This window comes from Curtobacterium sp. NPDC087082 (assembly GCF_044745045.1).
Taxonomy (GTDB): Bacteria; Actinomycetota; Actinomycetes; order Actinomycetales; family Microbacteriaceae; genus Curtobacterium.
Genome location: NZ_JBIUZN010000008.1, coordinates 1 through 21203, shown reverse-complemented (window position 1 = coordinate 21203; position 21203 = coordinate 1). Strand labels below are relative to the sequence as shown.

Sequence of the window (21203 nt, the reverse complement as noted above, 5' to 3'; positions counted from 1 at the left end):
TGACAGGGTTGACGGGTGCCAGACACCACGCCTCCCGGGCCGCCTCCCGGCCCCCGCGATCCCGGCGACGCTTGGGCGGTCGGCCCCGACGGCACCAAGGCCTGGGGGCGGTTCGGCGCGGCCGGACTCCTCGTCGACGACGGCTCCGGGCGCGTGCTCCTGCAGCACCGCGTCGAGTGGAGCCACCACGGCGGCACCTGGGGGATCCCGGGCGGAGCCCGCCACCTCGGCGAGGACGCCGTGACCGGGGCGCTCCGCGAGTCGGCGGAGGAAGCCGGCGTGCCCGAGGACGGCGTGGACCTCCGGCACACCGCCGTGCTGGACCTCGGGTTCTGGACGTACACGACGGTGGTGGGGCGCGCCTCCAGGGCCTTCGAACCGGTGATCGCGGACCGCGAGAGCCTCGAACTGGCCTGGGTGCCCGTCGGCGACGTCGAGGACCTGCCGCTGCACCCCGGGTTCGGGGCGTCGTGGCCGGCGCTGCGGGCACGGATCGAGACGACACCGCACGTCGTGGTGGACGCGGCGAACGTGGTCGGCAGTGTGCCGGACGGGTGGTGGAAGGACCGCGCGGCGGCTGCGTCGCGGCTGCTCGGGTCGGTGGGGGCGCTCGCCGCGGCGGGTGTGTCGGCCGAGGTGCTCGCGCTGCCGTTCGACCGGTGGTGGCCGCGGTGGACCGTGGTGCTCGAGGGGGCGGCGCGGGACGCCGTGGGCGCGGACGAGCCGGTGTCCGTCGTGCGCGCGCCGGGGTCGGGTGACGACGCGATCGTCGAGGCTGCCCGGGCCGCGGTGGACGCCGGGCACACGCCGGTCGTCGTGGTGACCGCCGACCGCGAGCTCCGGGCCCGCGTCGAGGAGCTCGGCGCCGCGGTGCACGGGCCGGCCTGGCTGCGCGACCAGTTCTGACCGCGCGGTCCCAGCTACGCGGGGATGTGCTTCCGCGACGACACCAGGATCGCCACCCACGACAGCACCCCGAGCCCGACGACCACCCACAGGATCGTCGGCACGGCCACGACGTTCGCCACCGCGGCGATGACCGCGGGCGCCAGGAACCCGGCGTACGCCGCCGCGTAGAACACCCCGGTGAGCCCGGCCAGGTCGCGTGTCCCCGCGATCCGCTGGACCTCGAGCAGGCTCGACACGAGCGCCAGCCCGATGCCGAGGCCGATCACGACGTTCGCCACGAGCCCGATCGCCACGGACTGCAGCTGGACCGCCACGACGACCACGGCGATGCCCGCGGTCATGAGCGCCACGGCCGTCAGCAGTCCGCGTGCCGACAGGAGCGAGGTGACCCGCCCGGCGAGGGGCTGCACGGCACTCGACACCCCGAGGGCGACGACGGTGGCGGCGGTGGCGAACACGAGCCCCCACGTGCCGGTCGCCCCGGCGAGCTTCGTCGGCAGGTACCCGTACCCGATCGCTGCTGACCCGAAGATCCACGGCGCGGCGACGAGCACGACCCGGGTGAACCGGCGGTGCCCGGCGCTCGGCACGGCGAGCTGCTTCCACCAGGGTCCGGGCAGACCGCCGGAGCGGCTCGTCTCCGGCGTGCGCCAGACGATCACGGCGAAGGGGACGGCGACGCAGATGTGCACGAGGAAGGGCAGGACCTCGGGGATCGGCCCCCACTGGGCGATCAGCCCCGCGACGAGGGCACCCGACGCCGAACCGAGGGTGAACGCCAGTGACGCCCGGCGTGCGCCGGAACCGGCGTCGGCCGACGGGTCGAAGCGTCCCTGCGAGAGCTCCTTCACCCAGCTGTTGCCGACCGCCATCGCGATCCCGACGGTGACCCCGGAGAACAGGCGTCCGGCCATCAGGAACCCCGCGCCGAGCGGGCCGAACGCCAGCAGCCCGCTGCCGACGACGGCCGAGACGATCCCGGCGAGCATCAGCGGGCGGCGGCCGTGCCGGTCGGACAGGGACCCGGCGACGAGGAGCGCCGGCGCGAGCCCGAGCACGTACACGCCGAGGAACACGTTCACGAGCAGCGACGAGTAGTGCGCGCGCTCCTCGTACATGAGCAGCAGGGGCGAGAACTGGTTCCCGCCCCACGAGCACACGAACACCGCGCCCCAGACGGCGACCCACGGCAGGACGCGGGCGTTCGGGACCGCGAGCGATCCGGTGGTCGGGACGCTGCCGGTGGTGGCGCTCACAGGGCGCCCCGGTGCGACGCGACGTGGGTGCGGAGGACCTCGGCGTAGCGGAGGGCGTCGCCGGCCTCGAGCGCGGCGGCCAGTGCCCGGTGGTCCTCGAGGGACGCCTGCAACTGGGACGGCTGGAGCCGCATCAGGTGGTGCCGCAGCCGCTGCTGCCGGTCGCGCAGGGTCCGGGCGAACATGACGGCGATCGCGTTCCGCGACGCCCCGATGACGGCACCGTGGAACTCCGCGTCGACCTCGATGAACCGGTCGACGTCGCCGGTCGCGACCGCCTGCTCCTGTTCCGCGAGCATCGCCTGGAGGAACGGGGTGACGTCCGCCACGCGCCCGTCGGTGACGACGCGGGTCGCCGCGGTCGACTCGATCGCCTCCCGCATCTCGAGCACGTCGGCCGCCTCGCTCGGGGACATCGGCCGGACGACGGCGCCCTTCCGGGACTCGAGGGTGAGCAGGTCCTCGGCGGCGAGACGCAGGAACGCCTCGTGCACGGGCGTCCGCGACACGCCGATCTCCTGGCAGAGCGCGTTCTCGCTGATCGCCGTGCCGCCGGGCAGGTCGCCGCGGATGATCGCGCGCTTCACGTGGTCGTAGGCCCGGTCGGACGCTGCCTGGGCGGTGGTGTTCGTGCTCGGGGTGCTCACGGTGGACGATCCTACCCCTTGCATGCAACGGTGCATGCGGTCGTGTCACGCGCTGTTCACACGTGGACCGCGACACCGGGGCGCACAGGCGGATACGCTGGGCCACCACGTCAACGGAGACGTACAACAGGAGGTTCCGATGGAGCGGATCACCAGGGCCGACGATCGCGTGCACCGCCCGGCAGGGCCGTGGACACCGACCGTGCACCGGCTGCTCGCCCACCTGCACGAACAGGGGTTCGTCGCGGCACCGGAACCGATCGAGCTCGGGCACACGCTCGAGACCGTCTCGTTCGTCCCCGGCGAAGCGGGGGAGTACCCGTGGACGGCCGACGTCGCGAGCGAGGCCGCCCTCGTCACGACCGCCCGGCTGCTGCGGCACTACCACGACGCCGCCGCCACCTTCACGCGCGACGACGACCGCGACGTCTGGTCCCAGGCGGAGCGGTACCCCGCCGAGACGATCGTGCACGGCGACTTCGCACCGTACAACTGCGTCTACGACGGCATCGCCGCGGTCGGGCTCATCGACTTCGACACCGCGCACCCCGGGCCACGGGTCTGGGACGTGGCCAGTGCCGTGTACCGGTTCGCACCGTTCACCACCGGCGTCGTCGAGGGGTCGACCGCGCCGTCGCTCGACGAACGGCTCGACCGTGCCGCCGAGTTCTGCCGCGCCTACGAGCTGGATGCCCGGTCGCGCGAGGTCCTCGCCGAGACGATCCTCGGCTCCCTCGTCGCGTTGGTCACGACCATGGAGACCGAGGCCGCGGCCGGGAACCCGAAGTTCGTCAGCGACCTGCAGCACGGGCACGCCGACCTCTACCGGGCCGACGTGGCGTACATCGAGCAGCACGCCGACGAGATCACCGCAGCCGTCGCCTGACCGCGACGGCGATGCTGGTGCCATGACGACCACACCGGCCCAGCTGCGCGCGATGCGTCTCGCCGCCCAGGGGATCGCCGTGCCCGGGCTCGGACCGACCCAGGTGGTGGAACGCATGCTCGCCGTCCAGGGGCAGGACCTCGGGCAGGTCACCTGGGCCATCGGCGTCCGCGCGCCCGGGTCCACGCGCGACGACGTCCGCGCCGCGTTCGACCGCGGCGAGGTCGTCCGTTCGTGGCCGATGCGCGGCACCCTGCACGCGATGCGCCCCGACGACCTCCGACTGCTGCTCTCCCTCACCGCCGATCGGACGATCCGCTCCATCGCCCGGCGTGCGACCGAGCTCGGCATCGACGACGACGTCCTCCGGTCCGCCCGGGACGCCACGGCCGACGCACTGTCCGGCGGTCGGTCACTCGTGCGCGGCGACCTGTTCGACGTCTACCGAGCCGCCGGCATCGACCCGACTCGAGGGCTGGGGTACCACGTGCTGCTCCGCCTCGCGCTCGAGGGGATGGTCGCCTGGGGGCCCACCGCCCGCGTCGGCCAGGGGCTCGTGCTCCTCGACGAGTGGGCACCGGCGACGGCCGACCTGCCCGACCGCGACGAGGCCCTGCGGCGGGTGCTGATCGGTCACCTGCGCGGGAGGGGCCCGGTGACCGAGGCCGACACCGCCTCGTGGACGAAGCTGCCGCTCGGCGACGTCCGACGTGCCCGAGCCGTGGCCGGTGACGCCGTGGAGGACCTCGGCGACGGACTCCTCGCCCTCGCCGACCGACCCGACCCCGGGGGTGTGCCGACCGGGCACCTCCTGCCCGGGTTCGACGAGTACCTCCTCGGGTACGCCGACCGCTCCGTCCAGCTCGACCCCGTGCACGCCGACCGGGTCGTCCCCGGTGCCAACGGCATGTTCCTGCCGATGGCCGTCGTGCGGGGTCGGGTCGTCGGGACCTGGAGCCGCACCGAGCGCACCCGCGACGTCCGGGTCACCGTCACGTCCTTCGAGCCGCTCGACGCCGGTGCGGTCCGCGCCCTTGAGGCCGCCGCCGACCGGTACGGATCGTTCCTCGCCGCCCCCGTGTCCTTCGCCGTCGCCTGACCTCCTGAGTCCCCGACGCCGTCCGCGACACCGCACCGGTCGATCGACAGGTGCCTCGTCGCAGACCCGGTGCCGGCGTACCGGACCCGACCCGTTCCTCCAGGCAGCACCCAGCAGCCACGCGGCGGACTCCGACGCTCCCTCGGGTAATGTCGCAGGGCCATGACCGACAGCCCGGCCGACGCCACCCCGTACGAAGTCCTCGGCGTCCGAGCGACCGCCGACGACGACGAACTCCGCCGCGCCTACCGCCGCGCCGCCCGCGAGTCCCACCCCGACCTCGGCGGCGACGCCCGCCGCTTCCGCCAGGTCCAGATCGCCTGGGAACGCATCGGCACCCCCGCCGCACGCCGCGCCTACGACGCGGGATCCCAGCGCGGCAGCCAGCAGAGCGCGTCCGGCCCGTCCGGTTCCTCTGCCTGGAGGAGCGACACCGGCCGCGACGCCTACGCACCCCCGGCAGCGCGTCGCGATGCACGTCCGCGCGCCCGGTCCCACGGACACCCCGGCGGGCGATCGCGCGAGGTCTTCCTGCAGGCCGAGCGCGAGTGGGTCGGCCTCGGGGACCCCATCGAGGACCCCTACGACCCCACGCTCATCCGCTCCGCGCCCCGGCACATCCGACGGCTGCTGGCCGAGGCGCTCGCCGAGGAGGCGACCGCGTCGATCGTCTCCGAGATGGGCATCGGCGTGACGGTCTGGCACGACCTCGACGCGGGGGCCGAGGGCAAGCTCGACCACGCGGTCCTCACCCCGAGCGGCCTGTGGGCCGTCGAGTCGATCGACTGGGGCGCCCCGGTCCGCGTCGAGCACGGCGAGATCACGGGGGAGACCCTGGCACCGGGGGAGCGCCCCGTGAAGGAGCTCGTCCGCGCCGCCCGCGCCGTGCAGAAGCAGACCCGGGTGCGGTTCACCGGCCGGCTGCTCGTCGTGCCGGACTCCGCGGTCGACGAGGACGTGCAGGTCGTCGGCTCCCCTCGGAAGCCCACGGCGCTCGTCGTCCGCCGGAGTGCGCTCGGGCAGGTGCTGGGTGGCGTGTGGTCGCCCGAGGGGAGCGTCGACGTGTTCGAGGTCCGCGACCGCCTGCAGCAGACCGTCCGCTTCGTCTGATGCCCGGACGGCGGGGTCAGTAGCCGCGGAGCTTCTCGAGGTCGCGGCGCTCCCGCTTGCTCGGGCGTCCGGCGCCGCGGTCGCGCATCGGGACGAAGCCGGCCTCCTCCTTGGGGAGCCGCGGCGGGGTCTTGTCCTCGAAGTGCTTCGCGGCCTCGGGGGCGCTCGTCCGCTTGAGGATGATCCCCGTGACGACGACGATCCGGTCGAACCCGTTCTGCCGGACCCGGACCTCGTCCCCGGGGCCGATCGGCTGCGCGGGCTTCGCACGCTCCCCGTTCACCCGGACGTGGCCGGCCTTGCACGCGGCGGTCGCGGCGGAGCGGGTCTTCGTGATCCGCACCGCCCAGATCCAGCTGTCCACGCGTGCCTTGGCCATCCCCACACTCTAGGCGCGCCCTACGCTGGGGGCGTGGAGGGCACCGGACAGGACGCGATCGCCCGGGCGCTGGCGCTCGGGGTCCTCCGGGACGCCGCGGTCGGGGACCGCGTGGTCGTGCGGGCGCACCACGGCGGGGGAGCGCAGGACGCGCTCGGGGTCATCGTCGCCCGGACCGCGTCGGCCGTGACGATCGACACCCGCCGGGGCCCGGTCGAGGTGGCGCTCGCCGACGTCGTCGCCGCGAAGCCGGTCCCGCCGCCGCCCGCGCCACGCCCGCGCCGCCCCTGAGTCCGCCGGTCCGACCCCGCGCGCACCGGAAGCGCGCGCGCCCGGCGAGCCGCCACTGCCCCCGCACCGGCCCCGACGTAGCCTCGTGCCATGGCCGTCCCCGTCCCACTCGGCACCGAGGACCGCACCGCCCGCCTGACCCTCCGCCGCCCCGACGCGTGGCGCCGTGAGGACTCGGCCCAGGCGGACCTGCGCGTCACCGGCGACGACGTCGTGCTCACCGTCCGATCCCGTCCGAGCGACCGGACCGTCGCGGAGGAGCACACGAGTCTGCTCGAACGCCTCCCCGGTTCGGTCGAGGGGCTCCGACTCATCGGCTCGGACCCGTGGACGACCGCGGGAGCGCCGGCGCGCCTCGTCGAGTACGTCCGGCCCGACGAGGGCGGCGACGTCGCGGGAGCGCACCTGCTCTTCGTCACCGGACGGCACCGCGTCGACCTCACCATCGAGCGGCCCCTCGCCCGGATGCTCGCCACCGACGACCTCGTGTTCGCCGTGCTCGACAGCGTCCGCGCCACCGAGCCCGCGCCGTCGCGGGTGCAGCGCGACCTCGAGGCACTGCCCGAGCCCGCACCGGCCGCCGAGCTCGAGGGCACCCACCTCGGCTCCGAGGCCCTCGCCACCCTGCGCTCGCTCGCCGGCCGTCGCTGGAACCCCACGCTCCTCCGCACGCCCGCCGGCCGCGAGCTCATCGAGTCCGGCCTGGTCGGCCGGCTCGGCACCCTGCCCGAGTCGACGCAGGCGCTCCTCGCACCGTGGGAGGGCGATGCCCAGCCCGTCACCCTGGAACAGCGGCTGCCCGACGGGCGCACCACGCGCCTCCAGGCCTGGTCGGAGACCGTCGTGGACGGGACGGACGAGACGGGCGCGGTGATCGCCCAGCTGCCGGTCGAGCGCGTGGTCGCGCTCGTGGCCGGGAGGCTCGGCATCGGTCCGGCATGGACCTTCCCGTTCCGCACGGGGTCGCTCCGGGCGGACCTGCTCGGGCGTCGGACCTCCGGGGCGGACGCCGCCCCCGACCTGCCGACGACGATCGCCGAGGCGGACCCGCGGCTCGCGCGCTTCTGGGCGGCTCCGTGGACGGTGTCGTCACTGCGGCGGCCCGGCAAGCCGAACCCGATCGTCGTCGTGCACGCGGCGGGGCAGGGCTTCGCGCGCGTCGGACGCACGGAAGCCGGAGAGACCGTCTTCGCGACGGACTCCCCGGCGAACGTGTACCGGTCGGTGGTGCGGGCGCTGCTCGGCTGAGCCGCTCTCTGCTAGGCCGCGGGGCCGGCGGTCAGGGTGACCGTGACGGTCTTCGCGGCACCGGTGCTGTCGGTGTACCCGACCGTCACCTTGTCCCCGACCGAGTGCGACTGGATCGCCGAGGTCAGCGCGTCCGAGCTCGCCACGGCCGTGCCGTCGATGCTCGTGATGGTGTCGCCGGCGGCGAGACCGGCCGACGCGGCGCCGGAGCCCTCGACCGTGCCGGCGACCGCGACGCCGCCCGTCGAGGCCGTCCCGCTGACCTCGACCCCGAGGAACGCCGGCAGTCCGATGGTGATCGTCGACGACGACTCGCCCGCGAGGATCTTGTCCGCGATCGACTTCGCCGTGGTGATCGGGATCGCGTACCCGGTGACGTCCGCCGTGCCCGAGGACGCCGCGGTGGCCATGCCGACGACCTCACCCTCGCTGTCGAGCACCGGACCGCCCGAGTCGCCCGAGACGATGTCCGCCGCGACCTCGATGAGTCCCTGCAGCGACTCGGTGCCCGTGCCCGACTCGCTCTGCACCTGGATGTCCTGGTCGGTCGCGGTCACGGTGCCCTCGGCGGCGACGAGGTTGCCGGTGCCCTCGGCGTTGCCGACGTCGGTCACGGTGTCGCCGGTGCTCGGCTCGCCGTCGTCGTCGAGCGTCACCGTGGACAGACCCGACGCGCCCTCGAGCTTGAGGACCGCGACGTCGTGGGTGGCGTCCGTCCCGACGACGTCCGCCTTGTACTCCTTGCCGGTCGTCTCGTCGGTGACCGTGATGCTCGTCGCGCCCTGGATGACGTGGTTGTTCGTGAGGATCGTGCCGTTCGAGGTGAGGATCATGCCCGTGCCGGCCGCCTGGGACGACTCGTCGTAGTTGAGGACCGTGTTGATCGTCACGACGCCCTTCTTCTGGGCGCTCGTCGCCGCGGTCGCCGCGGACTCGGTGCTCGTGCCGCTGCTGCCGTCGCTCGACCCGCTGCCGGTGCCGTCGCCCGGCACCGTGAAGCCGTTCGTGCCGCTGCCGTCGGAGCCGGTGCCGGAACCCGATCCGGTGTCCGGCAGCGTCGTGCCCTGCGACTGGCTCGAGGTCGTGGTCGTGTGCTGCGAGGACAGTCCGAGCGCGGTCCCGCCCGCCGCACCGACGATCGCCAGGGCCGCGATGCCGGAGCCGATCATCAAGCCCAGCCGCCGGGGTCGCTTCGTGGCGTGGTTCGCTGCGGCGGCGCCGTGCACCCAGCCGTGCTGGAACCCGGGGAGCGACGGGCTGCCGATCAGGAACGGGCCGCGGCCGTCCGGGGTGTAGCCGTAGGGGCCGGAGCCGTCGGGCCCGTAGAGGAACGGGCCGCTGCCGTCGAACGCGTAGGCCGAGCGGAGGGTCGACGGGTCGGCGTGCGGTGCCTCAAACGTCGCCCCGGCCTGCGGCTGCGCGGCGTCGGTGCGGGCGGTGCCGTTCTCGTCGGCGGCGGGGTTCGGGGTCTCGTTCATCAGTGCTCTCCGGTCGTCCCTCGGCTGCCCGGTCGGGCGTCGATGGGTACGAGTACAGGCCCGGTTCCCATGACGAGCCTATGAACGGACCCTGCGGCTGCTCACGGCTTGCTCGGGGGTCGCCGTACGACGTCGTCCGTTAGGGTTGCCTTACTTCCCATGCGTTCGCCGTCGCCCACCCCTCCTGCGCCCAGCTCCGTGTCCCGCCTCGTCGGCGCCACCGTGCTGGCGGTGGTCGTCCTCGTCGTGGCGGTGGCGCTCTCGGTGGCCTTCGGCTCCCGTCCGATCCCGCTCGGCACCGTGCTCGACACCGTCCTGCACCCCGGACGGAACGACGAGATCGGCCTGATCGTGCTCGGCAACCGCGTGCCCCGCACCGTCGTCGGACTCCTCGCCGGGTCCGCGCTCGGGGTCGCCGGCGCCGTCATGCAGGGCGTCACCCGGAACCCGCTCGCCGATCCGAGCGTCCTCGGCATCAACTCGGGGGCCGCGCTCGCGGTCGTCGCCGGGATCGCGCTGTTCGGCGTCAGCGGCACCGCCGCGTACCTGCCGTTCGCCTTCCTCGGTGCCGCCCTCGCCGCGCTCCTCGTGTACGGCATCGCCGCCGTGGCCCGCCGGGGGCTGTCGCCCGTCGGACTCGCCCTGTCCGGGGCCGTCGTCGCTGCTGCACTGTCCTCGATCACCACGGCGGTGCTCGTGACGAGCCAGAGCCTCCTCGACCAGCTGCGCTTCTGGCAGGTCGGAGCGCTGGCCGGCAAGGACCTCGGCACCGCCGGGGTGATCACGGTCCCGGTGCTCGTCGGGCTCGTCATCGCCTTCGCCCTCGGCCGGTCGCTCAACACGCTCGCGCTCGGCGACGAACTCGCCGCGTCGCTCGGGCAGCGGGTCGTGCTCGTCCGCGCCGTCGGGGGAGTCGTCACCGTGCTCCTCGCCGGGTCGGCCGTCGCGGCGGCCGGGCCGATCGCGTTCATCGGGCTCGCCGTGCCGCACGCCGTCCGTCGGCTGAGCGGCCCGGACCACCGGTGGACGATCCTGCTGTCGGCCATCGTCGCGCCGGCGCTGCTGCTCGTCGCCGACGTGATCGGCCGCGTCGTGGCGTACCCGGGGGAGCTGCAGGTCGGGATCGTCACGGCGCTCATCGGCGCACCGGTGTTCATCTGGCTCGTGCGGTCGCGGGCGGTGAAGGGCCTGTGACCGCCGTGCGCCGCGAGTGGCTCGTGCTCGGCGCCGTCCTCGTCCTGCTCGTCGCCCTCGTGCTCGTCGGGCTCGGCGTCGGCGAGATCCCGCTCTCGCCCGTGCAGGTCGCGAGCGCGCTCGTCGGGCACGGCGACACCGTCTCGGACTTCGTGATCGGGCAGCTCCGTGGCCCACGGGTCGCCGGGGCGATCCTCGTGGGGGCGTCGCTCGGCGTGGCCGGTGGCATCGTGCAGAGCGTCGTCCGGAACCCCATCGCGAGTCCGGACGTCATCGGCATCACCTCAGGTGCGAGCGCCTCCGGCCTGACCGCCATCGTCCTGTTCGGCGCGAGCGGCGGGACCCTGTTCTCGGTCGTGCTCGTCGGCGCCGTCCTCGTCTCCCTCGTCATCGCCGGACTCGCGTGGCGCCGGGGGATCACCGGCAACCGGGTCGTCCTCGTGGGCATCGGCGTCGCGGCGATCTGCCTGAGCATCACCGGGTGGATGCTCACGAGCGGCACGGTCACCCAGGCCGGCACCGCGCTGCTCTGGCTCTCCGGCAGCCTGAACGCCGTCGACCGGAACCTCGTCGGGGTGCTCGCCGTCGTCTTCGTCGTGTTCACGACACTCGCCCTCCTGCAGTCCTCGCGGCTCACCGTGCTGACCCTCGGCGACGAGGTGGCCTCGGCGCTCGGGCTCCGGCCGAACCGCGCGAAGGTGCTGCTCCTGCTGACCGCCGTGTGCCTGACCGCCGCCGCCGTGGCCACCGCGGGACCGGTGTCCTTCGTCGCGCTGATGGCGGCCCCCATCGCCCGGAGGCTCGTCGGGGGCGGACGGGTCGCCATCGGGTCGACCGCCGCCGTCGGCGCCGCGATCACGCTGGCGAGCGACCTCATCGCGCAGTTCGCGATCCCGGGGAACGCGCTGCCCGTCGGTGTGGTGACCGGGGTCATCGGGGCGCCCTACCTGCTGTGGCTGCTCGCGCGCGGGCGCTGACGCATCCGTGTTCCCGGTACGTTCGCTGTACGCGTTCTGCCGAGTTGTCCCCAGCCCCGTTCGGGGCTCCCGTTCGGCCGCTCGTTTCCGATACGCTGGTGCGCCAAGAGGAGGAGGTCCACGATGCCAGAACCAGTGGTCCCGCAGCCGGACGGTCAGAAGACCCCTGAGCAGCGGCTGGTCGACACCACACTGACCTTCAGCATGGACATGGGGGCGGCGCTCACTGCCGAGTCCGGTGTGTCCGCCGAAGAACGTGAAGCGATCAACGCGCTGCCCTCCGGGTCGGCGCTGCTCGTGGTCCGTCGCGGGCCGAACGTCGGTGCTCGGTTCCTCCTCGACTCGGACGTCACCACGGCGGGGCGCCACCCCGACGCCGACATCTTCCTCGACGACGTCACCGTGTCCCGCAAGCACGCGCAGTTCCTCCGCCACGGCACGAGCTTCAGCGTGAAGGACAACGGGTCGCTCAACGGCACGTACTTCGACGGCGTCCGCATCGACGAAGCACTCCTCACCGACGGGTCCGAAGTGCAGGTCGGCAAGTTCCGCCTGACCTTCTACGCCTCCCGGGTCGACCTGGCGCGCCTGGCGACCGCGTAGTGGCCGCACGGTCCGCCGCGGCCCGGGCGGGGTCCGCGGTCCCGGACCTGCTCACGATCGGGCAGGTCCTCGCACGCCTCAAGCCGGAGTTCCCGGACCTGTCGAGCTCGAAGCTCCGGTTCCTCGAAGAGCGCGAGCTGGTCACCCCGATCCGCACCGCGAGCGGCTACCGGAAGTTCTCGGCGGCCGACGTCGAGCGGCTCCGGGTCGTCCTCGGGCTGCAGCGCGACCACTACCTCCCGCTCAAGGTCATCAAGGACTACCTGGCCGACCTCGACGCCGGGCGTGAACCGGTCCTCCCCGGGGGCGGCGACGCGCCGAAGCCGTCCATCCTCGGCCGTGAGCGGCGCTACACCCGCGACGAGACGGTCCGGGCTGCCGGTGCCTCGCCGATGCTCCTCGCCGACGCGGTCTCGGCGTCGCTGCTGCCCGCTGCCGACACGTACGGCGACGACGGGGTCTCGGTGCTCAAGGCCCTCGTCGAACTCCAGCGCACCGGGATCGAACCGCGACACCTCCGCACGATGCGCAGTGTCGCCGAGCGCGAGGTCGGGCTCATCGAGTCCGCGCTCATGCCGGTGTCCCGCCGCGGTGACGCCACGTCCCGGGCGAAGGCGACCGAGCTCGCGCGCGAGATCGCCGGCCACCTCGAGGTGATCCGGTCGAACCTCATCCGCACGGCGATCGGGCGTCTCGACGCATGACGCGTGTCGTGGCTCGTCCCTCGTCGACCGCTGGTGCGCGTCGGTGGGTGGGGCGTATCCTCGACACGCCGGACGCGCCGAGTCGGATGTCCCGCGCCGGAGCGGTCCGAGTCGCTACCGTGGACCTCGGAACAACTCTCAACCCGTCATTGAACGTTCAGTTGGGAGCTCGATCGTCGTGGAAGGCAGCCTGATGAGTGGGAACGACACCCCCGGCACCGAGTCGGAGATGACCCGGTACGACCTCGGGCTGCTCTTCACCGACGGCCTGCCCGAGCACGACGAGCAGAACGGGTACCGCGGTACCGTCGCTGCCCGTGCTGCCGGCATCTCCTACCGCCAGCTCGACTACTGGGCCCGCACCGAGCTCGTCGAGCCGACGATCCGCGGGGCCGCGGGCTCCGGGTCGCAGCGGCTGTACGGCTTCCGCGACATCCTCGTGCTCAAGCTCGTGAAGCGCCTGCTCGACACGGGCATCTCCCTCCAGCAGATCCGCACCGCCGTGAACCAGCTGCGCGAGTCCGGCGTCTCGGACCTGGCGCAGACGACGCTCATGTCGGACGGTGCCTCGGTGTACCTCTGCACCTCCGACGACGAGGTCATCGACCTGGTCTCGCGGGGTCAGGGCGTGTTCGGCATCGCGGTGGGCAAGGTCCTGCGCGAGGTCGAGTCCTCGCTGGTCGAGCTCGACGCGACGCCGGCGGCCGACCCCGACGACGAGCTCGCCGCCCGCCGGGCTTCCCGCGCGTCCTAGTCCCGCGCGGCGGGCCTGCCCGCGCCCGCGTCCGCTCGAGTCGCGAGGTCGCACGTTCTGCCGCGCGCGCCCATTCCGTGCGACACGTTGTGCGACCTCGGCACGCAAGCCGTGGCGTGTTGTGCGACCTCGGCGCGCGCTGAGCATCGTGCGTCCGCGAGTGGGCCTCCACGGGCGCCACACCGCCCCGACCACGAGGTCGCACGATCTGCCGCGCGAGCCCGTTTCCGGCGGCCGTTCGTGCGACCTGGTCGGACGTGAGCCGCATGTCGAGCGACCTCGCGGGGTGAACCCGCGCGTGTTGCCCGGCGGCAGTGCGACGGAGGCGAGGCGCGCCTCCCGGTCGATGTCGTGCGCCGTGCCGGAGGCGAGGTCGCACGTTCTGCCGTTCGTGCCAGCTCCCGGCGGCACTTTGCGCGACCTCGGCGAACGCGAGCGGCGTGTTGTGCGACCTCGGCGAAGCCGAACGGCCCCACGCGCCACGCCCCAGCGGCCCGACGCGCCCTAGGCCGCGCCGCCCTCGGCGTACGGGCCGATCTTGCCCGTGCGCATGATGCGCTCGAGCAGCTGGTCGAAGTTCTTCGCCATCTCCTGCGCCGACTCACCCGGCCACACGTGCAGGGGCTTCGCCGCACCCTGCGCCTGCTGCAGCGAGGTCCGCTCGGGCAGCTGCGGCGAGAGCACGAGCGGGCCGAACATGTCGCGGAGCTCCTTGATGCGGAACTGGTGTTCGAGTGACTGCACGCGGGCACGGTTCACGATGATGCCGAGCGGCTGCAGGCGGGGGGAGAGCCCGCGACGGATCTCCTCGATCGCGCGGAGGGCCCGGTCGGCAGCGGCCACCGAGAAGAGTCCGGGCTCGGTGACGACGGTCACGCGGTCGGACGCTGCCCAGGCGGTGCGGGTGAGCGCGTTCAGCGACGGCGCGCAGTCGATGAGGACGAGGTCGTAGTCCTGCTCGACGTTCGCGAGTGCCTCTTCGAGCTTCCAGATGTCGCGGATGGACGGGTGCGGCCCGTCGAAGTTGATGGCCGAGGGCGATCCGACCATGACGTCGATCTTGCCCTGGGAGCCCTTCGTCCACCCCGAGGGGGCGATCGCCTGACGGACGATCTTCTCCTTCGGGTTCTCGAGGACGTCCGCCACGTTGAGGTGGCCGGAGATGTTGATGTCGAGGCCGGTCGAGACGTCCGACTGCGGGTCGAGATCCACCACCAGCGTGCGCAGTCCCTTGGCGAACGCGGCCGAAGTCAGGCCGAGCGTCACCGTCGTCTTGCCGACACCACCCTTGAGGGAGCTCACGCTGAGTACATGCACGGTGAGCAACGTTACCGCCAGTAGGGTTGTCTCACCTCAACCCGGGCTGAAAGGGACCTCGTGTTCAGCAAGATCCTGGTCGCCAATCGTGGCGAGATCGCCATCCGTGCCTTCCGGGCCGCGTACGAGCTGGGGGCGAAGACCGTCGCCGTCTACCCGTACGAGGACCGCAACTCCCTGCACCGCCTCAAGGCGGACGAGGCCTACCTGATCGGGGAGCGCGGACATCCCGTCCGCGCCTACCTGGACGTCTCCGAGATCGTGCGTGTCGCACGTGAGTCGGGTGCCGACGCGATCTACCCGGGCTACGGCTTCCTGTCCGAGAACCCGGAGCTCGCCGCCGCTGCCGCCGCCGCGGGCATCACGTTCATCGGCCCGGGTGAGCACGTGCTCGAGATGGCGGGCAACAAGGTCACCGCGAAGGAACACGCGGTCGCGGCCGGTGTCCCGGTCCTCGCGAGCACCCCGGCGAGCCGCGACATCGAGGAACTCCTCGCCGGCGCGGACGCCATCGGGTTCCCGGTGTTCGCGAAGGCCGTCGCCGGTGGCGGCGGCCGTGGCATGCGCCGGGTGGAGACGAAGCCCGAGCTGCGTGCGGCCCTCGAAGCGGCGATGCGCGAGGCCGACAGCGCCTTCGGCGACCCGACGATGTTCCTCGAGCAGGCCGTCATCCGTCCGCGCCACATCGAGGTGCAGATCCTCGCCGACGCCACCGGCACGGACGCGGGCACGATCCACCTCTTCGAGCGCGACTGCTCGGTCCAGCGCCGGAACCAGAAGGTCGTCGAGATCGCACCGGCGCCGAACCTCGACCCGGCGATCGCGCAGGCGCTGCACCGCGACGCCGTCGCCTTCGCCCGGTCGATCGGGTACGTGAACGCCGGCACGGTGGAGTTCCTGCTCGACACCGAGGGCGAGCGTGCGGGCCAGCACGTCTTCATCGAGATGAACCCGCGCATCCAGGTCGAGCACACCGTCACCGAAGAGGTCACGGACGTCGACCTCGTCCAGTCGCAGATGCGCATCGCCGCCGGGCAGACCCTCGGCGACCTCGGCCTGTCGCAGGACAGCGTCCGGGTGCACGGCGCCGCCCTGCAGACACGCATCACCACCGAGGACCCGACGCAGGGCTTCCGCCCGGACACCGATCGCATCACGACCTACCGCAGCCCGGGTGGCGCGGGCGTCCGCCTCGACGGCGGCACGGTCGCCACCGGCGCGCAGATCAGCCCGCACTTCGACTCGATGCTCGCGAAGATGACCTGCCGCGGGCGGGACTTCCCGGCGGCGGTGGCCCGGGCGAAGCGCGCCCTCGCGGAGTTCCGCATCCGGGGCGTCTCCACGAACATCCCGTTCCTGCAGGCCGTGCTCGAGGACCCCGACTTCGACCGCGGCGACATCTCGACGAAGTTCATCGAGGAGCGCCCGCAGCTGTTCGGCGGCCACGTCTCGAAGGACCGCGGCACGAAGGTGCTGAACTGGCTCGCCGACGTCACGGTGAACAAGCCGAACGGCGAGCGTCGCCCGCAGACCGTCGAGCCGAGCGAGAAGCTGCCGACGATCGACCTCGGCGCCCCGGTCCCCGAGGGGCAGCGCGACCGCCTCCGCCTGCTGGGTCCGGCCGAGTGGGCGAAGGCGCTCCGCGGCCAGACCGAGCTCGCCGTCACCGAGACGACGATGCGCGACGCCCACCAGTCGCTCCTCGCGACCCGTGTGCGCACGAAGGACCTCGTCGCGGTCGCCCCGTACGTCGCCCGACTCACGCCGCAGCTGCTCAGCGTCGAGGCCTGGGGCGGTGCCACCTACGACGTGGCGCTCCGCTTCCTCGGCGAGGACCCGTGGGAGCGGCTCGCCTCGCTGCGCGAGGCGATGCCGAACATCCCGATCCAGATGCTCCTCCGCGGGCGCAACACCGTCGGCTACACGCCGTACCCGACCGAGGTGACGGACGCGTTCGTGGCCGAGGCGGCCGCGACGGGTGTCGACGTGTTCCGCGTGTTCGACGCGCTCAACGACGTCAGCCAGTTGCGTCCGGCCCTGGAGGCGGTGCTCGCCACCGACACGGCCGTCGCCGAAGCGGCGCTCTGCTACACCGCCGACCTCCTCGACCCGTCCGAGGACCTCTACACGCTCGACTACTACCTCCGCCTCGCGGAGCAGATGGTCGAGGCCGGTGCGCACGTCATCGGCATCAAGGACATGGCCGGCCTGCTCCGCGCCGGTGCGGCCGAGCAGCTCGTCACCGCCCTGCGGGAGCGCTTCGACCAGCCGGTGCACGTGCACACGCACGACACCGCGGGCGGACAGCTCGCGACGCTCCTCGCCGCGGCCCGCGCCGGCGCCGACGCGGTTGACGTCGCCGCCGCGCCGATGGCCGGCACGACCAGCCAGCCGAGCATGTCCGCGCTCGTCGCCGCCCTGGCGCACACCGAGCGCGACACGGGGCTCTCCCTCGACGCCGTCGGCGACCTCGAGCCGTACTGGGAAGCGGTGCGGCGTGCGTACGCCCCGTTCGAGTCCGGCCTGCCGGGTCCGACGGGCCGCGTGTACAAGCACGAGATCCCCGGCGGTCAGCTGTCGAACCTCCGCCAGCAGGCCATCGCGCTCGGGCTCGGCGACCGCTTCGAGCAGGTCGAGGACTGGTACGCCGAGGCGAACCGGATCCTCGGCCGCCCCACGAAGGTCACGCCGTCGTCGAAGGTCGTCGGGGACCTCGCGCTGCAGCTGGCCGCGGTGGACGCCGACCCGGTCGACTTCGAGCAGAACCCGCAGAAGTACGACATCCCGGACTCCGTCGTCGGCTTCATGGCCGGCGAACTCGGCGACCTGCCCGGTGGCTGGCCCGAGCCCTTCCGGTCGAAGGTCCTCGCGGGCCGCGACGTCCGGCTCGAGATCACGCCGGTGCCGGACGCCGAGCGCGCACACCTGGACACCCCCGGCCCCGAACGGCGACAGGCCCTCAACCGCCTGCTCTTCCCGCAGCCGACGCAGCAGTTCGAGCGCGTCCGCGAGCAGTACGGCGACCTGTCCGTCGTGCCGACCGTCGACTACCTGTACGGCCTGCGCCCCGAGCAGGAGCACGTCGTGCCGCTCGGCAAGGGCGTGGACCTGTTCGTCGGGCTCGAGGCGATCGGCGAGGCCGACGCGCGCGGCGTCCGCACGGTCATGGCGACGATGAACGGGCAGCTCCGCCCGGTGTACGTCCGCGACCGCTCGATCGAGGTCGAGACCAAGGCCGCCGAGCAGGCGGACAAGACCGACCCGAAGCACGTCGCGGCACCGTTCTCCGGTGTCGTGACGCTCAAGGTCGCCGTCGGTGACGTCGTCGAGGCCGGACAGGCCGTGGCGAGCATTGAGGCGATGAAGATGGAAGCGGCCATCACGGCACCCGTCGCGGGGACCGTCGGCCGACTCGCGATCCCGGTGACCCAGCAGGTGGACGCCGGCGACCTCCTGGTGGTGCTGCAGTAAATTGACCGTCCGTCCCATCCGCCTGTTCGGCGACCCCGTCCTCCGGTCCCCGGCCGATCCGATCCGTGCAGACGCCCTCGGCAGCGCGGGCATCCGCGACCTCGTGCAGGACCTGCTCGACACCGTCAAGGAGCCCGGCCGCGCCGGCGTCGCCGCTCCCCAGATCGGTGTCGGTCTGCGCGCCTTCTCGTACAACGTCGACGGTGAGGTCGGCTACGTGCTCAACCCCGAGATCGTCGAGGTGTCGGGGGAGCCGGAGCTCATGGACGAGGGCTGCCTCTCCGTCCCAGGCTTGTCGTACCCCACGCGCCGGTACCCGTACGCGAAGGTCCGTGGCGTCGACGTCGACGGGGCCGAGGTCGTGCTCGAGGGCACCGGGCTCATGGCCGAGGCGCTCCAGCACGAGGTGGACCACCTCGACGGCACCGTCTACGTGATGACGCTCGACCCGGAGATCCGCCGCCAGGCACTCCGCGACATCCGCGCGCAGGACTGGTTCCACTAGTCCTCCGAAGTGCCCACCCTCGGTCGGGCGGCACCCTGACTCGGGGGTGAGGTGCGTGCGCACTCCTGGATACGGTGACCGCGTCGATCAGGGGAGCACCATGACACAGGGACCAGCCCGCCGCGCCGTCGTCGCCGTCCTCGGCGTCCTCGCCGTCGCCGCGGCCACCGCCGTCGGCCCGGCCACCACCGCGCCGGCCGAAGCCGCCACCGCGAGCGTGCCGACCTACACCGAGTCGCCCGACTACGCCACCGAGACCTTCGGCGACCCCTGGGACTACAGCAACACCGCCGACCAGAACACCGACCGCGTCGGCTACGGCCGCTACTCGATCAGCAAGGGCCACCTGATCGGCACCCTCGAGCGCTCCACCTACTTCTCCCCGGTCGAGACCATGCCCGGCACGCTGCCGTACGGCCGCGACGGCGCCCTCCACCCGATCGACACGAAGCGCTACACGCACCTCTCCGTCTCGATGGACCAGCCGTACGCTGGCCGGCAGATCGCGATCAGCTGGTTCACCTGCGCGGTACGATCGCTCAGCTGCATGGGCGGCGTGACGGCGAAGGTCGAGAAGGGGAACCACGTCGTCGACGTCGACCTCACCGGGAAGTCCGTCATGGGCGGGCACGTCCCCTGGACCGGTTCGAAGCCGACGCTGCTCCGCGTGCAGCCGATCGTCGTCCACACCGGCGAGAGCCCGAGCGGGAAGGTCAGCATCGACTGGACCCGGCTCCACGGCGGCTCCGCTCCGCAGGATGCCCTGCCGGCGGGCGACTACGGCACCTTCCGGGTCGTCGCCCGACCGATCGCGGTCGTGGACAGCCCGAACCCCGACCAGGGCAAGGACCTCGCCGCCGTCCAGCGCGGGCGCTCCTGGGTCCTGACGAACGGCGTCGCCGGGCGCGGCGTCACGCTGAAGAACGCCCGGTTCCGCAGCTGGAGCTCCGTCGGCCTCACCGCGCAGAACGCCGGCCCGATCGTGCGCGACCCCGAGGTCGTCTTCCCGGTGTCGGCCTTCGACGGCAAGCAGTACCACTGGCTGTCCTGGTCGATGTCGTACGACGGCGCCTACGACCTCCGCAACGCCCCCGGCGGCGGGAAGATGGCGCGCCTGGTGTGGTCGGTGCGCGGCGCGAAGGGCCTGCAGGTCAGCAACGACGTCCTGACCTTCTCCGGCGCCAACGCCACCCCGGTCGGCCCGAACGAGTCCGGCGAGAACCGCATCGACCTCGCGGCGACGAACCCCCTCGACGAGACGATGCCGAAGGGCAGCCCCGGGTGGAAGCAGGTCGTCACGAGCCTCCGCTGGGACCCGAACGAGGACCGCGGCGCCGCCGTCTGGCACCTCAAGTCGTTCCACCTCCGCGCGGACCCGGCAGCCAACGGGTGGACGCGCATCGGGTTCCACGACGCCGCCTGGACCGCCGGGACGACCGCGAAGGTCACCGTGACGCGCGACGGCACGACGACGAAGCGCGTGCTGGTGGACGGCGCGGCCGTGACGAAGGGTGCGAACAGCGTGCCGTTCGTCCTCGGCTCGCTGCCGGCGGGCAGCTACCACGCGACCGTCACGCTCCGGCACCCGGACGGCTCGACCGCGACGAGCACCTCCGCGGCGCCCGTCCGGATGTCGGCGGCCCCGGTGGGCGCCCACGACCCGCGCGGGCACGACCAGGCACCGGCGGCCACCGCGACGGGGGTCACGGTCGCGGGCTGGGCCTACGACCCGGACACGACCCGGCCGCTGACGATCCGCGTCGCCGAGGCCGGGCGGGTCCTCGCGACCGGCACGACCGGCCTCACCCGGAACGACGTCCGGAAGGTGCACCCGGACGCACCGATCGGTTCCGGCTACCGCTTCGCTGTCCCGCTGGCGAGCGGGCCGCACACCCTCTGCACGACCGCCGTCGGCGCCGGCTCGGGCATGCCCGAGACCGACCTCGGATGCCGGACCGTCCGCGTTCCGTGAACGCCGTGGTGACACCCCAACGTGGGATTGTCGCTTTGTCCTGACGAAGAGGTACCGTATCGCCGTCGGCTTCCCACCGACACCGTTTCCCACACCCCCAGGACATCCCCATGACCGCACAGAACGACGAGCTCAGCTCGCACCGCACCCGCACCAACCGTCGCCCCACCGAGGTCCAGGTCACGACCTCCTCGACGGCCGTCCTCGACGCCCCGGAGACGCAGCAACCGCAGGAGCGCTGAGCGCGCGGGCGGACGCGACCACGGGTCGCGCCCCGCGCGCAGGGTGACGCACAGGAGGCGGGGGGGGGGGGGGGCCGCCCCCCCCCCCCCCGGGGGGGGGGCGGGGGGGGGGCGCGCCCCGCCGCCCCCCCCCCCCGGGGGGGGGCCGGCGGGCGGGGGGT

The 21203-nt window shown here is 73.1% G+C and carries 20 protein-coding genes; 15 read left to right on the top strand and 5 right to left on the bottom strand.

Annotated elements, in window-relative coordinates; translation table 11 throughout:
* Positions 1-15 precede the first annotated feature (15 nt).
* Entirely contained in the window at positions 16-906 is an 891-nt protein-coding gene (locus tag ACIPEP_RS17560) for an NUDIX domain-containing protein (RefSeq protein WP_402717967.1), read from the top strand.
* A 14-nt stretch (positions 907-920) separates the two neighbouring features.
* Here the strand turns inward: ACIPEP_RS17560 and ACIPEP_RS17555 are convergent, their stop codons facing one another.
* Positions 921-2165, bottom strand: coding sequence for an MFS transporter (locus ACIPEP_RS17555; protein WP_071294961.1), 1245 nt, complete (start codon positions 2163-2165; stop codon positions 921-923).
* A complete protein-coding gene (locus tag ACIPEP_RS17550; protein ID WP_402717966.1) occupies positions 2162-2812 on the bottom strand; it encodes a GntR family transcriptional regulator in 651 nt (216 codons plus the stop codon). Before ACIPEP_RS17550 ends, ACIPEP_RS17555 begins: the two co-directional genes overlap by 4 nt.
* Before the next feature lie 139 nt (positions 2813-2951).
* Between ACIPEP_RS17550 and ACIPEP_RS17545 the strand changes: the two genes are divergently transcribed.
* The 3 genes from ACIPEP_RS17545 (at position 2952) to ACIPEP_RS17535 (ending at position 5907) form a co-directional block, all read left to right on the top strand.
* On the top strand, positions 2952-3698 hold the full coding sequence (locus tag ACIPEP_RS17545) for a phosphotransferase enzyme family protein (protein ID WP_070418627.1): 747 nt from the start codon (positions 2952-2954) through the stop codon (positions 3696-3698).
* 22 nt (positions 3699-3720) lie between these two features.
* Complete coding sequence (locus tag ACIPEP_RS17540; protein ID WP_402717965.1) at positions 3721-4797, top strand: winged helix DNA-binding domain-containing protein; 1077 nt, start codon at positions 3721-3723, stop codon at positions 4795-4797.
* Between the two features lie 162 nt (positions 4798-4959).
* Positions 4960-5907 carry a DnaJ domain-containing protein gene (locus tag ACIPEP_RS17535; protein ID WP_070418629.1) on the top strand — a complete coding sequence of 316 codons (948 nt, stop codon included), beginning with the start codon at positions 4960-4962 and terminating at the stop codon, positions 5905-5907.
* 16 nt (positions 5908-5923) lie between these two features.
* Here the strand turns inward: ACIPEP_RS17535 and ACIPEP_RS17530 are convergent, their stop codons facing one another.
* A complete protein-coding gene (locus ACIPEP_RS17530) occupies positions 5924-6286 on the bottom strand; it encodes an RNA-binding S4 domain-containing protein (protein ID WP_070418630.1) in 363 nt (120 codons plus the stop codon).
* A 33-nt stretch (positions 6287-6319) separates the two neighbouring features.
* Here ACIPEP_RS17530 and ACIPEP_RS17525 point away from each other — a divergent pair, with 33 nt between their 5' ends.
* The gene (locus ACIPEP_RS17525) at positions 6320-6577 is read left to right on the top strand and encodes a hypothetical protein (RefSeq protein ID WP_402717964.1); all 258 of its coding nucleotides are present in this window, start codon (positions 6320-6322) and stop codon (positions 6575-6577) included.
* A gap of 90 nt (positions 6578-6667) precedes the next feature.
* A complete protein-coding gene (locus ACIPEP_RS17520; protein WP_402717963.1) occupies positions 6668-7825 on the top strand; it encodes a hypothetical protein in 1158 nt (385 codons plus the stop codon).
* A gap of 11 nt (positions 7826-7836) precedes the next feature.
* Here the strand turns inward: ACIPEP_RS17520 and ACIPEP_RS17515 are convergent, their stop codons facing one another.
* The gene (locus ACIPEP_RS17515; RefSeq protein ID WP_402717962.1) at positions 7837-9303 is read right to left on the bottom strand and encodes a S1C family serine protease; all 1467 of its coding nucleotides are present in this window, start codon (positions 9301-9303) and stop codon (positions 7837-7839) included.
* 198 nt (positions 9304-9501) lie between these two features.
* On the opposite strand from ACIPEP_RS17515, the gene ACIPEP_RS17510 reads away from it, so the two are divergent.
* The 5 genes from ACIPEP_RS17510 (at position 9502) to ACIPEP_RS17490 (ending at position 13535) form a co-directional block, all read left to right on the top strand.
* Positions 9502-10497, top strand: coding sequence for an iron ABC transporter permease (locus ACIPEP_RS17510; RefSeq protein WP_254790750.1), 996 nt, complete (start codon positions 9502-9504; stop codon positions 10495-10497).
* Positions 10494-11474, top strand: a complete 981-nt coding sequence (locus ACIPEP_RS17505; protein ID WP_402717961.1) for a FecCD family ABC transporter permease — start codon at positions 10494-10496, stop codon at positions 11472-11474. The genes ACIPEP_RS17510 and ACIPEP_RS17505 overlap by 4 nt, the downstream gene beginning before the upstream one ends.
* Positions 11475-11597: 123 nt before the next feature.
* Positions 11598-12077, top strand: coding sequence for an FHA domain-containing protein (locus tag ACIPEP_RS17500; RefSeq protein ID WP_071294956.1), 480 nt, complete (start codon positions 11598-11600; stop codon positions 12075-12077).
* Positions 12077-12781: a MerR family transcriptional regulator gene (locus ACIPEP_RS17495; RefSeq protein WP_071301860.1), complete on the top strand. Its 705-nt coding sequence runs from the start codon at positions 12077-12079 to the stop codon at positions 12779-12781. The genes ACIPEP_RS17500 and ACIPEP_RS17495 overlap by 1 nt, the downstream gene beginning before the upstream one ends.
* Before the next feature lie 193 nt (positions 12782-12974).
* A complete protein-coding gene (locus tag ACIPEP_RS17490) occupies positions 12975-13535 on the top strand; it encodes a MerR family transcriptional regulator (RefSeq protein WP_070418635.1) in 561 nt (186 codons plus the stop codon).
* A 504-nt stretch (positions 13536-14039) separates the two neighbouring features.
* Here ACIPEP_RS17490 and ACIPEP_RS17485 read toward each other — a convergent pair.
* Positions 14040-14852, bottom strand: coding sequence for a ParA family protein (locus ACIPEP_RS17485; protein ID WP_070418636.1), 813 nt, complete (start codon positions 14850-14852; stop codon positions 14040-14042).
* 60 nt (positions 14853-14912) lie between these two features.
* Between ACIPEP_RS17485 and ACIPEP_RS17480 the strand changes: the two genes are divergently transcribed.
* The 4 genes from ACIPEP_RS17480 to ACIPEP_RS17465 all read left to right on the top strand — a co-directional run bounded on the left by ACIPEP_RS17480 (position 14913) and on the right by ACIPEP_RS17465 (position 21042).
* On the top strand, positions 14913-18323 hold the full coding sequence (locus tag ACIPEP_RS17480; protein WP_402717960.1) for a pyruvate carboxylase: 3411 nt from the start codon (positions 14913-14915) through the stop codon (positions 18321-18323).
* A 1-nt stretch (position 18324) separates the two neighbouring features.
* Complete coding sequence (locus ACIPEP_RS17475; protein WP_402717959.1) at positions 18325-18828, top strand: peptide deformylase; 504 nt, start codon at positions 18325-18327, stop codon at positions 18826-18828.
* A gap of 100 nt (positions 18829-18928) precedes the next feature.
* Positions 18929-20800: a hypothetical protein gene (locus ACIPEP_RS17470; RefSeq protein WP_402717958.1), complete on the top strand. Its 1872-nt coding sequence runs from the start codon at positions 18929-18931 to the stop codon at positions 20798-20800.
* A gap of 110 nt (positions 20801-20910) precedes the next feature.
* Complete coding sequence (locus tag ACIPEP_RS17465) at positions 20911-21042, top strand: hypothetical protein (RefSeq protein ID WP_258027649.1); 132 nt, start codon at positions 20911-20913, stop codon at positions 21040-21042.
* Positions 21043-21203: the final 161 nt, after the last annotated feature.